Source organism: Micromonospora sp. DT62 (genome assembly GCF_049847285.1).
Classification (GTDB): domain Bacteria; phylum Actinomycetota; class Actinomycetes; order Mycobacteriales; family Micromonosporaceae; genus Micromonospora; species Micromonospora reichwaldensis.
Map to the genome: position 1 here is coordinate 21,038 of NZ_JBNCOB010000040.1, position 13,515 is coordinate 34,552.

The 13,515-nt window shown below is 71.4% G+C and carries 14 protein-coding genes and 1 tRNA gene; 8 read left to right on the forward strand and 7 right to left on the reverse strand.

What is annotated here, in order from left to right:
• Positions 1-27 precede the first annotated feature (27 nt).
• On the reverse strand, positions 28-243 hold the full coding sequence (locus ACPXCB_RS30450; protein WP_425879469.1) for a hypothetical protein: 216 nt from the start codon (positions 241-243) through the stop codon (positions 28-30).
• A 114-nt stretch (positions 244-357) separates the two neighbouring features.
• Here ACPXCB_RS30450 and ACPXCB_RS30455 point away from each other — a divergent pair, with 114 nt between their 5' ends.
• Positions 358-1,428, forward strand: coding sequence for a DMT family transporter (locus tag ACPXCB_RS30455; protein WP_425879470.1), 1,071 nt, complete (start codon positions 358-360; stop codon positions 1,426-1,428).
• 507 nt (positions 1,429-1,935) lie between these two features.
• On the opposite strand, the gene ACPXCB_RS30460 is transcribed toward ACPXCB_RS30455, so the two are convergent.
• From ACPXCB_RS30460 to ACPXCB_RS30470, 3 genes are all read right to left on the reverse strand, one after another.
• A complete protein-coding gene (locus tag ACPXCB_RS30460) occupies positions 1,936-3,006 on the reverse strand; it encodes a PHP domain-containing protein (RefSeq protein WP_425879472.1) in 1,071 nt (356 codons plus the stop codon).
• 83 nt (positions 3,007-3,089) lie between these two features.
• A complete protein-coding gene (locus ACPXCB_RS30465) occupies positions 3,090-6,014 on the reverse strand; it encodes a glycosyl hydrolase (protein WP_425879474.1) in 2,925 nt (974 codons plus the stop codon).
• A 172-nt stretch (positions 6,015-6,186) separates the two neighbouring features.
• The gene (locus tag ACPXCB_RS30470; protein ID WP_425879475.1) at positions 6,187-6,951 is read right to left on the reverse strand and encodes a M23 family metallopeptidase; all 765 of its coding nucleotides are present in this window, start codon (positions 6,949-6,951) and stop codon (positions 6,187-6,189) included.
• A 60-nt stretch (positions 6,952-7,011) separates the two neighbouring features.
• Between ACPXCB_RS30470 and ACPXCB_RS30475 the strand changes: the two genes are divergently transcribed.
• From ACPXCB_RS30475 to ACPXCB_RS30490, 4 genes are all read left to right on the forward strand, one after another.
• On the forward strand, positions 7,012-7,404 hold the full coding sequence (locus ACPXCB_RS30475) for a hypothetical protein (protein WP_425879477.1): 393 nt from the start codon (positions 7,012-7,014) through the stop codon (positions 7,402-7,404).
• Positions 7,405-7,547: 143 nt separating this feature from the next.
• Positions 7,548-7,715 carry a hypothetical protein gene (locus ACPXCB_RS30480; protein WP_425879478.1) on the forward strand — a complete coding sequence of 56 codons (168 nt, stop codon included), beginning with the start codon at positions 7,548-7,550 and terminating at the stop codon, positions 7,713-7,715.
• A 122-nt stretch (positions 7,716-7,837) separates the two neighbouring features.
• Positions 7,838-8,365 (forward strand): tRNA adenosine deaminase-associated protein, encoded by a 528-nt coding sequence (locus ACPXCB_RS30485; RefSeq protein WP_425879480.1) that lies wholly within the window; start codon positions 7,838-7,840, stop codon positions 8,363-8,365.
• 184 nt (positions 8,366-8,549) lie between these two features.
• Positions 8,550-8,999 carry a nucleoside deaminase gene (locus ACPXCB_RS30490; RefSeq protein ID WP_425879486.1) on the forward strand — a complete coding sequence of 150 codons (450 nt, stop codon included), beginning with the start codon at positions 8,550-8,552 and terminating at the stop codon, positions 8,997-8,999.
• 3 nt (positions 9,000-9,002) lie between these two features.
• On the opposite strand, the gene ACPXCB_RS30495 is transcribed toward ACPXCB_RS30490, so the two are convergent.
• The 3 genes from ACPXCB_RS30495 to deoD form a co-directional block, all read right to left on the reverse strand.
• Positions 9,003-9,470 carry an acyl-CoA thioesterase gene (locus ACPXCB_RS30495; protein ID WP_425879482.1) on the reverse strand — a complete coding sequence of 156 codons (468 nt, stop codon included), beginning with the start codon at positions 9,468-9,470 and terminating at the stop codon, positions 9,003-9,005.
• Positions 9,467-10,105 carry a TetR family transcriptional regulator C-terminal domain-containing protein gene (locus ACPXCB_RS30500; protein WP_425879484.1) on the reverse strand — a complete coding sequence of 213 codons (639 nt, stop codon included), beginning with the start codon at positions 10,103-10,105 and terminating at the stop codon, positions 9,467-9,469. Before ACPXCB_RS30500 ends, ACPXCB_RS30495 begins: the two co-directional genes overlap by 4 nt.
• A gap of 123 nt (positions 10,106-10,228) precedes the next feature.
• On the reverse strand, positions 10,229-10,936 hold the full coding sequence (gene deoD / locus ACPXCB_RS30505) for a purine-nucleoside phosphorylase (protein ID WP_425879485.1): 708 nt from the start codon (positions 10,934-10,936) through the stop codon (positions 10,229-10,231).
• 75 nt (positions 10,937-11,011) lie between these two features.
• Between deoD and ACPXCB_RS30510 the strand changes: the two genes are divergently transcribed.
• The 3 genes from ACPXCB_RS30510 (at position 11,012) to ACPXCB_RS30520 (ending at position 13,400) form a co-directional block, all read left to right on the forward strand.
• Positions 11,012-11,098: transfer RNA gene (locus tag ACPXCB_RS30510), tRNA-Ser, on the forward strand.
• A gap of 359 nt (positions 11,099-11,457) precedes the next feature.
• Complete coding sequence (locus tag ACPXCB_RS30515; protein ID WP_357577989.1) at positions 11,458-12,234, forward strand: DUF5131 family protein; 777 nt, start codon at positions 11,458-11,460, stop codon at positions 12,232-12,234.
• Positions 12,235-12,314: 80 nt separating this feature from the next.
• Positions 12,315-13,400 carry a three-Cys-motif partner protein TcmP gene (locus ACPXCB_RS30520; protein ID WP_357577988.1) on the forward strand — a complete coding sequence of 362 codons (1,086 nt, stop codon included), beginning with the start codon at positions 12,315-12,317 and terminating at the stop codon, positions 13,398-13,400.
• Positions 13,401-13,515 lie beyond the last annotated feature (115 nt).

Below are 13,515 nucleotides of genomic sequence, written 5' to 3' on the forward strand. Positions count from 1 at the left end.
CCGGGTTGTCGAACGCGTTCTGCGTGTTCAGGGCAGCAGATCGGCGGGGTCGAAGTCGATCGGGAACGGCAGGTCGGCCGAGAGCCGCCGACCGCCGACCACTCTGGCGACGGTGTCGTAACCGTCGATGCACTCGTGGCGCGTATCGGGCAGTTCCGGCAACGGGAGGTACCGGTCAGCGAACTGGGTCGTCCACCTGCCGTCGAGGTCGACGAGCGGGTCGAAACGCATCGGCATCGCCACGGCGTGCACCTTCTCGGTGCCAACCCGTCACCAGCGTAGGCGGTTTCTGTGGTGGTCGACACGGCGCCCGAAAGTCGCGGGACTTCGTCGTACGGCTGCGGCAGAGTGTCAGGGGTGACAGTGGATTCCACTCCTGACCGGGCGGCGCTGCGGAGCTGGCTGCCCGGGTTCCTGGCGCTGGCCGCCATCTGGGGCTCCAGCTTCCTGTTCATCAAGATCGGCATCGGGGAGCTGCACCCACTGCACCTCACCCTCTACCGGGTCGCCGCCGGCGCGGTGACCCTGCTGCTGGTGCTCGCCGTGCTCCGCGACCGCCTGCCCGCCGAGCCCCGGGTGTGGGCGCACCTGACCGTGGCCGCCGCGTTCGGCGTCGCCGTGCCGTTCACCCTCTTCGGCTACGGCGAGCAGCGCGTCGAGTCGATGCTCGCGGGCATCTGGAACGCCACCACCCCGCTCATCGTGCTGCCGCTGGCCGTGCTGGTGTTCCGCACCGAGCGGCTCACCACGCGCCGTGCGGTCGGGATGGCGCTGGGCTTCGCCGGGGTGCTGGTGGTGCTCGGGGTATGGCAGGGGGTGGGCGGCGCCCACTTCACCGGGCAGCTCATGTGCCTGGGCGCGGCCGCCTGCTACGGCGTCGCCATCCCGTACCAGAAGAAGTTCGTCGCGGGCAGCGCGCACTCCGGGCTCTCGCTCTCGGCGGCGCAGCTCCTGGTCGCGACCGCCCAGCTCGCGGTCGTCGCGCCGTTGGTGGCGGGGGCGCCGCCCGCCCCGGCCGGCCTCTCGGCCGAGGTGCTCGCCAGCGTGCTCGCGCTCGGTGCGCTCGGCACCGGCCTCGCCTTCGTCATCAACCTGCGCAACATCCGGCTCGCCGGGGCGAGCACCGCCTCCACCGTGACCTATCTGGTGCCGGTGTTCGCGGTGCTGATCGGCGCCCTGGCCCTCGACGAACGGCTCACCTGGCACCAGCCGGTGGGCGCGCTCATCGTGCTGTTCGGCGTCGCCGTCTCGCAGGGCCTGATCGGCCGCCGCCGGCCCACCCCCGCTGGCATCACCGAGCCGTCCGCGCCCGCCGGCGTGATCGAGTCGACCACGGCCGATGCCGCTGCCGTCGCGCCAGCTGCTGCCGTCGCGCGGGCCGGCGCCGCCGCCCAGGCCGCGCCGTCCGTGCCGGCTGCCCGCCGCTGAGCGATCCCGCCCGGCGCCCGCCTGCCGCCTGCCGCCCGTCGCCCGGCTGCCGCCCGTCGCCCGGCTGCCGCCCGTCGCCTTGGCGGACGGGTGGAACACCATGGGTGTCAACGCCCGCCTTTGACAGCCATGGTGTTCCACTCGTGAACGTGACGGGACATGCCGTGGGGCCGGCGACCTTCAGGAGCGGCGCGGCCCGTCGCCTCACGCGCCGCCGCTTCGCACCCGTCCAGGCGCGGTCACCGCTCCGCCGCCCGTCAGTGACGGCCGGGCCGTGTGTGAGGCCGGGCCGCGTGTGAGGCCGGGCTGTGTGATGGCCGGTGCCTGTGATGGCCGGTCGCTTGTGATGGCCGCGCCCGGTGGCCACCGGCGTCCGTGTGATGCGGTCTCGTGAACGGGGCAGCTCGACAGCGTCCGTGGTGCCTGCCATCCCCCTGGTCGCCGGCAGGTTGCCGGCGGGGGCCCGGTCCGCCAGGGCCCGGTCCGCCAGGTCGAGCAGCCAGGACCTCAGCGGGCGGAGCGGGCCCAGTCGACCAGCCGGTCGGCGTCCCAGGTGTTGACCACCCGGTCGGCGGGCACCCCGCACAGGGCGGCGCGCTCGCAGCCGAACCGCTGCCAGTCGAGCTGCCCGGGGGCGTGCGCGTCGGTGTTGACGGCGAAGTCGCAGCCCGCCTCCAGCGCCCGGCGGATCAGCCGCTTCGGCGGGTCCTGCCGCTCCGGCCGTGAGTTGATCTCGACGGCCACCCCGTGCTCGGCGCAGGCGGCGAAGACGGCGTCGGCGTCGAAGTCGCTCTCCGCCCGGGTACGCGGCCGGTGCGCCCGGTCGCCCGGCCCCTTCACCCCGGCGGGCCGGGACGCCACCATCCGCCCGGTGCAGTGGCCGAGGATGTCCAGGTGCGGGTTCGCGATCGCGGCCAGCATCCGCCGGGTCATCTTCGCCCGGTCGTCGTTCAGGCCGCTGTGCACCGAGCCGACCACCACGTCGAGGCGGGCCAGCAGCTCCTCGTCCTGGTCGAGCGACCCGTCGGCGAGGATGTCCACCTCGATGCCGGTCAGGATCCGGAAGCCCTCCGGCAGCGCCTCGTTGACCTTCGCCACGTGGTCGAGCTGCCGGCGCAGCCGGTCGGCGGTCAGCCCCCGGGCCACCTTCAGGCGGGGCGAGTGGTCGGTCAGCACCACGTACTCGTGGCCCAGCTCGACCGCCGCGAGCGCCATCTCCTCGATGGGTGAGCCGCCGTCGGACCAGTCGGAGTGGGTGTGGCAGTCACCGCGCAGCGCGGTACGCAACGCGGTGGCCGCCTCGTCCAGGTCCGTGCCCTCCGTGGCGAGCAGCCGACGCAGGTAGACCGGCTCCTCGCCGGCGAGCGACTCGGCCACGCAGCGGGCGGTGACGTCGCCGACCCCGGACAGCTCGGTGAGCTTGCCGGTGCGGGCCCGCTCGGCCAGTTCCCTCCCCGGCAGCGCGCCGAGGGCCGTGGCCGCCGAGCGGAACGCCCGGACCCGGTAGGTCGCCTCGTTCGCCCGCTCCAGGAGGAAGGCGATCCGGCGCAGGTCGGCGATGGGGTCCCGGGCGCTCATGCCATGGAAAATACGCCCCCGCGCCGCCGGTCGTCGGACGACCGGCGGCGCGGAGGCCATGGAATCAGCGAAGGGCCACGGAATCAGGAGTGCGGCAGCTTCACAAGCGACCTGTCGCCGATGCCGAGGGTGGTCGGGTTGTTCCCGATCGCCGACCAGACCTCCACCCGCACGGTGCCGTTCGACAGGTTGCCGAGGGCGCCGGTGGCGGAGTGCAGGCCGCTCTGCTGGGTGTAGCGCTCGTACCCGGGAACCGGGTCGGTGGCGAAGTAGCGGTACGTCTCCACCCGCTCCCAGCTGCCGTTGCCGGTCAGGTCGTAGGAGACCCGCACCTGCACCCCGTTGCCGACCGCGTTGCCGGCGTCGAGGAACAGGTCGAACGTGGTCTGCCCGCCGCCGTACGCCAGATCCAGGCCCGTGGCGGTGAACACCTGCGGGTTGGTCGGCGTGCCGTCGCGGTTCGCGCCGCCCGCGCCGGCCACCGTGGCGGTCGCCGGGCTGCCGGCCGCGGCCAGCCCGCCACCCGGCAGCAGGTACCGGGTGGGGAAGTCCGACGACGGCGGCGGGGTGGTGGGCGGCGGGGTCGTCGGCGGGGCCGTGGTGGGCGGGGGCGTCGTCGGCGGGGTGGTCGTGGGCGGCGTCGTGTCGCTGACCCCGCCGGTCGCGGTGCCGCCGCTCCAGGTGTACGCCCCGCTGGTGGCCGTCTTCCCGGCGGGCACGGTGAGCCGGGTGCCGTCGGAGAACGTGACCGTCAGCGGCGCGGCGGTGATGTTGCTGGCCACGTAGGTGCGCGCGCCGTTGCGCTGGAACACCGCCGCCAGCGGGTGGTTGGCCGTGACCGGGGTGTGCACCGTTCCGAGGGCCGCGAGGTTGCGGATCCAGTGGAAGGTGTGCGCCCGGCTCTCGCCCTCCTCCGGCGTGTACCCGGGGTTCGCGCGGAGCTTCGCGAGCGCCGCGTCCGGGTCGCCGAGCGCCAGGAACTGCCAGAGGATGTCCTGCCACACCGTCGGTTCGCCGCCGTTGTTGCGCACCAGTTCCTGGTAGTTGGCGCGGTTGGACGCCGGGTACTGCCCGAGGTAGAGGTGCCCGCCCGTGACCGGGAGCATGTTGATGCCCTGGATCATCTCCGGGTCGGCGCTGAACCAGGTGGCGTACGCGCCGCCGTCACCCCAGACCATGCCGACCGTGGAGTGCCCGAACGCCGCCGGGTAGTTCTCGTTCGTCACGTCGAACCAGTACTCGTGGATCGCCGCGGCCTGGGTGGTGTGGATGAAGATGCCGGCGTCGCGTACGGCGGTGTTGCCGGTCGCCTGCCCCCACTGGATGAGGGCGTTGGCGAAGTTCATCCCCTCGGACGAGGACTCCTGGTTGTTGCCGGCGTTGAACGAGCCGTGCCCGGCGGCCCAGTCGTGCCCGGCGTAGATGTCGAAGTCGCGCAGGTACGGGAAGCGGTTGTCGGTGCGGTCGTAGTTGTTCGCGTCCCGGATCAGCAGGTCGATCATGCCGCCGTACTGGTCCTGCCGGGCCCAGGTCGGGTCGAACTTGGCCAGGGTGGCGGCGGCGGCGATGTAGTAGCCGTAGTGGAAGTGGTGGTCGTTGAGTTCCTGGTCGGAGCCGTAGGAGGCCGGGTAGCCGATCAGGGTTCCCCAGTTGCGGTCGTAGTGGAAGACCCCCTCGGTCTCGCCGGGCGTGGCGGTGAGCCAGTCGTTGAGGGTGCCCCGGATGGCGTTCAGCGCGGCGGTACGCGTCTCGGCGTCGCCGACCTGGTCGGCGATCTCGGCGATCCGGGCGGCCCGGCCCAGGCCCTTGCCCGTCCAGTAGGTGTCGCCGCCGCGCTGGTCCATCGGGTTGCCCCGGACCGCCGCCAGGTGGCTGCGCAGCGTCGTCAGGTCCGTCCCGGCACCGGTGGCGACGGCGGGGACCTCCGGCAGTACGCCGTTGAACTTCATCGAGGTGCGGAACGCGTCGACGCCGGTGAGCACCTTCATCCGGCCGCGTGCCGACGGGTAGGTGAGCGTCAGCGGGGTGGCGCCGGTCAGCGACCGCCACTGGTGCGGGTAGAGGCTGACGACCGTCCGGTTCGCCGTGCCCTCCCGGGCGGTCGTGGTGAAGGCGTACGTGGTGTTGACGGTGCTGGTGGCCTGGTCGTAGGCGTACGAGACCCGGGTGCCGGTGACGTGGGCGTGGGCGTACTGGCCGTAGGTGGTGGCCAGCCCGGCGCGGGACGCGGCGTCGGTGCTCGGGGTGGTGGGCAGCAGGGCGACCGAGAAGTAGCCCTTGCCGGCCAGGGTGGAGGTGATCCGGCCACCGTTGACGGACCAGGTGGCGCCGGTGGGCGCGTACGCGACGTAGTCGTGCCCCCGGACGGTGAAGCCGATCGTGGCGCCGCTGTTCGACCAGACCGTGGGGCTGCCGCCGGTGGCGTTGACCAGGGCGTCGCCGCCGCTGGTGCGGAAGTACGCGAACGGCAGGCCGTGGCCGATGGTGGCGCGCATGGTCCGGGCGCCGTCGGTCCAGTACGGGGTGACCGTCCAGTCGGTCCAGCCGTCGACCTTGACGACCGGGGCGCCCAGCCCCGCGATGCCGACCCGGATGTCCTCGGAGTACGTGTACTTGAACTCGCCGACGCCGGTCGCGGTGCCGCTGATCGTGGGCGTGGAGGTGGCCGAGAGGCCGAGGCCGTCGCCGGACGGCTGGTAGGAGACCGGGTGCGCGTGCAGTGGCTCGCTGTAGGAGCAGTTGGTCCGCTTCCACAGCAGCGACGACCACCAGTCGTTGGTGGGAATCGGCCCGGCGGGTGCGTCGGCGGTGGCGAACTGCCGGGGGTTGGTGGTCATGTCTCCGCAGCCGGTGGGCAGGGGGCCCACGCGGTCGGTGGTGTAGCTGCCGGCGCCGACGGTGGCGGCCTGGGCGGGGGTGGTGGTCACGACGGCGAGGCCGCCGAGGGCGAGGGCCAGGGCGGAGGTGGCCGCCACGGCCCAGGTGCGGCGTGTCGCAGGAGGTGTCACAGTGCCTCCGGTCAGGGAGCGCCGGTCGGGGACGGGCGCGTTCGGCGAGCGAATTGTGTGGAAAGTAATCTCAGAGAGCGCTCTCTTGCGACGGGACGCTAGCTCAGGGCCGAGACTTCCGTCAATGTTTCCCAGCGATGAAGCGCTGATGACGACAAACCGGAGCGGGTCGTCAGGCGGTCGGCGGCGCCTTCGGGCAGCCGTGCCGGCGGTGCCAGGCGGCCACCTCGGCGGCCGGCTCCTTGTTGCCCTTGCGCCGCCACGAGTTCAGGTACGGCGCCGGCCAGACCGCGCCCCGGCGGATCCACCAGCCGTCCCGGCCCGTGCACGGCGGCGAGATGCCGAAGTGCAGGTGGCACACGTTGTTCGCGTTCCCGGTCCGACCCACCTCGCCGAGCCGCTGCCCGGCGCGCACCCGCACCCCGGCGTCGATGCCGTCGGCGACGCGGCGCAGGTGCGAGCCGTAGTAGCGCACCCCGTCGTCGCCGAGCAGCGACACCGACAGCCCGCCGTTGTGCGGCCCCCGCGGCCCGCGCCTGTCGAACCGGTCGACCCGGCTGACCTCGAGGAGGACGCCGTCGGTCACCGCCACGACCGGCTCGCCGCAGTCGGCGAAGATGTCCGTCCCCGGGTAGGCCGAGTGGGTCGGGTGGTAGGCGACGTTCGCCGCGCGTACCGGAAAGACGTGCGGCAGCCCGGCGCGGGTCGGCGCGGTCGACGGGCCGGTCGGGGCGGCGGCGCCGGTCGGGGTGGGAGCGCCGGTCGGGGTGACGGCCGGCGGCGCGGGCTGCCCGGCCGTCGCCGGCAGGCTCGGCCGGGGTGCGCCGGGCGTCGTCCCGGGCCGCGTCGTCGCGCAGCCGGCGGCCAGCACCGGCACCAGCACCAGCAGGACCGGGTACGCCGGACGCACGCGGCGTCCGATCGTCGGCGAGGGCATCCGGTCATCCTCGCAGAGTCGGTACGGTGGTGGAGGTGCGCGGCAGAAGGGGAGGGGTCGATGACGACCGGACGGTACGCCTTCCCGCCCGAGCCGGACGCCGGGTTCCGGCCGGCGCCACGGGTCCCCTCGGGGCTCTTCCCGTCCGCGCCGCCGTCCCAGCCCACCTACCGCGAACCGCACCCGGTCACCGGCGCGGGCGTCGCGTCCGGCGCCGCCGGGGCAACCGTCTGGCTGCTCCTGTTCGGCCTGCTCGGCCGCAGCGTGCCCGGGTACGCCTGGTGGACGCTGCTGGCCGGCGGCCTGGCCTGGCTGGCCGCGCTGCTGCTGGTCCGCGCGGGCGACCGGGGCGTGGCCACCGGGATCGCGATCGTCACCGCCGGCGGGTGGAGCATCGCCGCCGCCATCGTGACGGTGCGGTGGGCGTCGAGCGGGGACTGGCCGCTCTGGTGAACCCGGTCCGGCCCGTCCCGCCCGGGCCGCGACCCGCCTCCCGGGACCCGTTCCGGCGGGCCCGTGGCTGCGCTGCGTCGCGGGCCGGCTGCGCAGCGAATCCCGTCTTGACGTGGCCGCCCGAACTCGGCACCCTCGGCGTTATGGCCTGGACCACTCCGCGGCTCGATCCCGAGCGCAGCCGCCGTCGCCAGCAGCTCCTCGCCGAGTTGGCGGGCGCCCGGGCCGTACGCCAGCGCGTACGGCCGCAGCGGGTGCGCAGCGACCGCCTGCGGGAGCTGATCGCCACCCGCCGCCGGGTCGCCGGCTGACGACCGGCAGACTTTCCCCAGGATTGACCGGCCCTTCGGGGCGTTGACCGGTCGCCTGCCGACCCGACCGGCTAACGTGCACGCGTAACGGGTCGGCCTGCCGAGGCTCTTTTGGGGGAACCGTGTCGTACTTCGCTGCGGCCGTCGTACGTGACGACAGCGGTTGGACGGCCGCCGAGGTGAACCTGCGGGGGGTCACCGACATCGAGGACGTCGCCGACCGGCTGCGCGACGTCGAGCCCGACGCCGACCTGTCGCTGCTCTTCGTCGAGGCCGACGACACGTACCTGGTGGTCATGCGCCTGGACGAGGGGGAGGACCTGCGGGTCTTCGGCTCCGACTCGGCCTACGCGGAGGAGTCCCGGCTGGGCGCCCTGCTGGTCGGGGACCTGAAGACCTCGGTGACCGGGCTCGACGACACCGACGAGCCGCGCCCGTCCGGCCGCGGCGACGACGACACCGAGCAGCCCGCCGTCGACCCCGAGGCCGACCCGGTCGGCGAGGCGGACCTCCTGGCCGACCTGGGCATCCCCGCGCAGAAGCTGCTCAACCTCTGCGCGCAGGAGGGCACGATGCCGGCCGACGTCACCGCCGAGGTGTGCCAGGTGCTCGGCTGCGCCGACGAGGTCGAGGAGTTGCGTGAGGTCTGAGCCGTCCGGGCCGGGCCGGGCCGGTACGGGCGGCGCCGAGCCGGCCGACGCCACCGATCCGGCGCTGGGCACCGTACGCCCCGGTCAGCCGACCCCGGGCGCGGCGGGCCGGGTCGGGCCCGGCGCCCACGAGGGGCTGGCCGAGCCGGACGGCGCCGGCCGGCGGCAGCGGCACGAGCTGTGGATGCGGCGGGCCCTGGCGGTCGCCGTGACCGGCCCCGACAGCCCCGCCGGCGCGGGCCCCGACGCCGCCGACGACATTCCGGTCGGCGCCGTGCTCTACGGGCCCGACGGCGCCGAACTGGCGATCGGGCGCAACGAGAGGGAGCTGACCGGCGACCCGACCGCGCACGCCGAGGTGCTGGCGCTGCGCCGGGCCGCCGAACGGCTCGGCCGCTGGCGGCTCGACGGCTGCACCCTGGTCGTCACCCTGGAACCCTGCACGATGTGCGCGGGCGCGCTGGTGCTGGCCCGGGTGTCCACCGTGGTCTTCGGCGCCTGGGAGCCCAAGACCGGGGCCGCCGGGTCGCTGTGGGACGTGCTGCGCGACCGCCGGCTCAACCACCGGCCGGAGGTCTACGGCGGCATCCTGGAGTCGGAGAGCGCCGCCATCCTGCGCGCCTTCTTCCGCTGACCCTCAGGCGTCGGCCGGGGCGGGCCGGAGCAGGTTCGCGGCGACCGCACGGGCGGTGTCGGTCCAGGGGGCGGGGCGCAGGGTCGCCGGGTCGACCCGGACGATCGACCGCTGGCCCTCCGCGTGCACGATGCGTCCGTCGACTGAGTGGAACCGGTAGGCGTACCGGGCGCTGCTGGTGCCGAACTGGTCGAGCCAGAAGTGCACCGCCACGGGGCCGGTCCCGGTGACCGGGGCCCGGTAGGTGATGGTGAACTCGCGGACGGCGTGGAACACGTCCGGTGCGCTCTGCTGGCCGGCCTGGAACGCGACACCGTGGTCCGCCCAGTACCCGGTCAGGGCCCGTTCGAGCAGCACCGCGTACCGGGCGTTGTGCAGCAGGCCGAACGCGTCGAGGTCGTCGAAGTGCACCGCGACGTGCGCGACGTGACCGAACTCGACGGCGGGCTGGTCGACGATGGCGTGGCTCATGAGATGCCTTCCGGTAGCAGGGTCGGATCGGGGCACAGTGCCCGCAGTCGGTTCAGCAGGCCCTGGCGGGCGTGCCGGTAGGCGGTGTCGGGGTCCAGCAGCCGGGAGCGCATCGCGGCGGTGATCCCGAGCGCGTCGATCTCGTACGCCAGTTGGGCGACGTCCACGTCGGCGGGCAGCTCGCCGGCGGCGACCGCCTCGCGGACGAGCTGTTCGAGGAACGCGGTCCAGCGGCCGAACACCTCGGCGAGCCGGTCCCGGACCGGGCCGGGACGCGCGTTGTACTCGAAGTCGGCGCTGGCGAAGAAGCAGCCGCCGGGGAGCACCCGGGCGGCGAAGAAGTCGATCCGGGCCTGGTGCAGCGCCCAGAGCCGCCGTACGCCCCGGGGGACGCGCAGGGCCGGCTCGATGACCCGTTCCCGCTGCTGCTCGACCGCCCGGTCGACCGTGGCGAGCTGGAGCGCCTCCTTGGAGCCCCAGTGCGCGAAGAGGCCGGACTTGCTGACGCCGAGCGCGTCGGCGAGCTGGGCGAGGGAGAGCCCGTGCAGACCGACCTCGGTGGCGAGGACCACGGCGGCGTCCAGCGCGGCGGTGCGGGTCCGGTCGCCCCGCGCTACGCGTCCGTCGACTGTCATGAGCAGAGGCTAATGAAAAAGCACGACCGTTCGTATAGTTTCTCGGCGTGACCGTGGTCACGACACAGCGACGCCGCCCGCCATCCGGGGACGGACGGCGGGCGGCGTCGGGGCCGACGAGGGTCAGGCGACGATCGTGTCCAGGGCGATCTCGACCATCTGGCTGAAGGTCTGCTCCCGCTCCTCGGAGGTGGTCTTCTCGCCGGTCTTGATGTGGTCGCTGACCGTCAGCAGGGTCAGCGCGCGGGCCTTGAACCGGGCGGCGATCGTGTAGAGCGCCGCCGACTCCATCTCCACTGCCAGCACGCCGTAGTCGGCGAGGCTGTCGTAGAGGTCCGGGCGGTCGGTGTAGAAGGCGTCCGCCGCCAGGATCGGCCCGACCCGCATCGTGATGCCGCGCCGCTCGGCCACCTCGACCGACGTACGCAGCAGCCCGAAGTCGGCCACCGGGGCGTAGTCGATCAGCCCGTCGAAGCGCATCCGGTTCATGTTCGAGTCGGTGGACGAGCCGATCGCGGCGATCACGTCGCGCAGCCGCAGGTCCTCGGTCAGCGCCCCGCAGGAGCCGACCCGGATCAGGCTCTTCACGCCGTACTCGTTGATCAGCTCGTGGGCGTAGATGGAGGCGGAGGGCATGCCCATGCCGGAGCCCTGGACGGAGACCTCGACGCCGTTGTGGCGGCCGGTGAAGCCCAGCATGCCCCGGACCGTCGAGTAGCACTGCGCGCCCTCGAGGTAGGTCTCCGCGATCCACTTGGCCCGCAGCGGGTCGCCCGGCATCAGGACCCGCTCGGCGATTTCTCCCGGCTTCGCGCCGATGTGCGTACTCATGGCAAGGATCCTGCCAGGCCGCCCCGGGGCGCACCGGTTCGGCGTCCGAACCCGGGGTCATGTACCCTTCTCGGCGGTGGCGTGTCCGAGTGGCCTAAGGAGCACGCCTCGAAAGCGTGTGAGGGTTTACGCCCTCCGCGGGTTCAAATCCCGCCGCCACCGCTCGTGAACAGCGAGAACGCCCGGTCGGTCCGCGAGGATCGCACCGGGCGTTCCGCTTGTGGTCTCAGTTTCGGTCTCAGTGAGGGTTCGGTTCACTCCAACTGCCCTGTCGCAGCCCCGGTGCCTCGTTGCCTCGGGCGCCCTGACCCATCTGACTCGTTGGCTGCTTGGGCAGTCAAGATCAGAGGTTTGGCAGAACCGCTGGTGGTCTGGGACGAACGACGAACATGACCGTGCAAGCGCGTGAGGCGCTGATGGGCGGCACGGCGGTCCCCGGAGATCGGCTGGCACGTCAGCGCGTAGCCCTTCCGTGCCGTACGGATGTTCGACAAGATGTCTAGATCAAAGGAGGTGAGGAGGTGGCTGATCGAAGTGCCATTGAGTGGACAGAAGCCACATGGAACCCCACGACAGGATGTGACCGCATCTCTGCGGGATGTGACAATTGCTACGCTCTTGCCTTGGCCAAGCGGCTGAAGGCCATGGGATCAGCCAAGTACCAGACCGATGGCGATCCACGAACCTCTGGCCCCGGCTTCGGCGTGGCTGTCCACGCGGACGCGCTAGACATTCCTCGGCGGTGGCGAGACCCACGGCTCGTGTTCGTCAACTCGATGTCTGACCTGTTCCACGCTCGGGTGCCGTTGAGCTACGTGCAGCAGGTGTTCGAGGTCATGCGGGAGACCCCTCGACACACGTACCAGCTGCTCACGAAACGTGCGGCAAGGCTGGCAAAGGTGGCGCATCAGCTTGCCTGGCCCTCGAACGTGTGGATGGGTGTCAGCGTGGAGGGCGCCGGCGAGGTGGAGCGCATTGATCATTTGCGGCGGGTTCCCGCCGCCGTGCGCTTCGTCTCTGCAGAGCCACTGCTTGGCCCGCTTGCTGACCTGGACCTAACTGGCATCGACTGGCTCATCGTCGGCGGTGAGTCCGGGCGCAACTGCCGTCCCGTGGATCCGGAATGGGTGCGAGCGCTACGAGACCAATGCGCCGCAGCAAGGACAGCCTTCTTCTTCAAGCAGTGGGGCGGCCGCACGCCGAAGGCTGGCGGCCGTGATCTCGACGGACGCGAGCACTCAGAGATGCCGGTAGCCCGCAATAGGAGCGCCAACCGGCTGGAAACTGCTAGTCGGTGATACCGCAGCCCTCTCGGGAGTTCCACAAAGCGGGGCCGTGATGAGACACTGATGCGGACCTTCGGCAGTCGGGAGGGCTGATGCCTGTCAACGGTGAGGTGCCATGGCTGTGCGAGCCGCACACGGTCGCCAAGCACAACATCTATCGCCGCTATCTTGAACGGTGGTTCCCAATCCTCCTGGCTGGCGCTAACGCGTACCCGTCGGTCACCTACGCTGAGGGCTTCTCCGGCCCTGGCGTGTACAGCGGTGGGGAGCCGGGCTCGCCTGTCATTGCTATGCGAGCGCTCATTGACAAGGTTTCGGCGACCAAGGGTGTCGCCCGGTTTGTCTTCATCGACGATGATCAGCGATGCATCGACATGCTGGGGGATACGCTTAGAAAAGCCTTCCCTGAGCGGCCTCGATCGAGAGATGCGATGCCTGTAAGGACTGTCAAGGGTACGTGTGCCACGCACCTTGAGGCCACCCTCGATGAGATGAACGCTTGGGGCCAGCCGATTTTCGCTAACCTTGACTCCTGGGGTAATGCGCCAGTGCCGTACAAGCTCTTGCAGCGGCTTGCTGCGAATATTTCTAGCGAAGTAATCATTACCCTCTTCCCGCAACATTTCGTCCGCTTCGTTACCAATCTCGGTGAAGCCGGGGATGAGGTTTTCGGTGGCAACCCCGAGTGGCGAGCGGTCGTGGACCTAGCTCCTGGCGCGAAGAGCCGACACATCCTGACCTGCTACCGGAAAGCCCTACAGGAGGCAGGTTTTTCGTACCTGTTGGACTTCGAGTTGATCCCTAGGAAGGGGCAACCTCTTTACCTCATCTTTGGTACCGGACACCCACTTGGGGTGCAGAAGATGAAGGACAGCCTCTGGGAGGTCGACCGTGCGCAGGGGGTCGGCTTCCGCGATCCACGCGATGAGCAGGCCGAGGCGTTGTTCGACGTTGATCAACCACAGCTCGGGCCGCTAGCCCGACTACTAGTTCAAAAACTGCAAAAAAGCGGAGAGATGCAAGTAGAAGCCCTGCGAAATTTCTCGCTGTTCGAGACCGTGTACCGGCCGGAGCATGTCATCAGAGCGCTAAAGCCGTTGGTTGATCAAGGGACGGTCAGGGTCAAGGATGGAGGCGCCCTACGGAGGCTCTCCCTCGTTTCGCTTGCACAGCAATAAGTCTCTTGGGCGCTGTCTCGGCGGGTCTTGGTAACTAAGTGTCAAGCCCCGGGTTTGATGGAGAGTTGGTTAGCTGGTTTTCAGGGGGCCGGTGACCGGCTGGGTCATCGTGTGT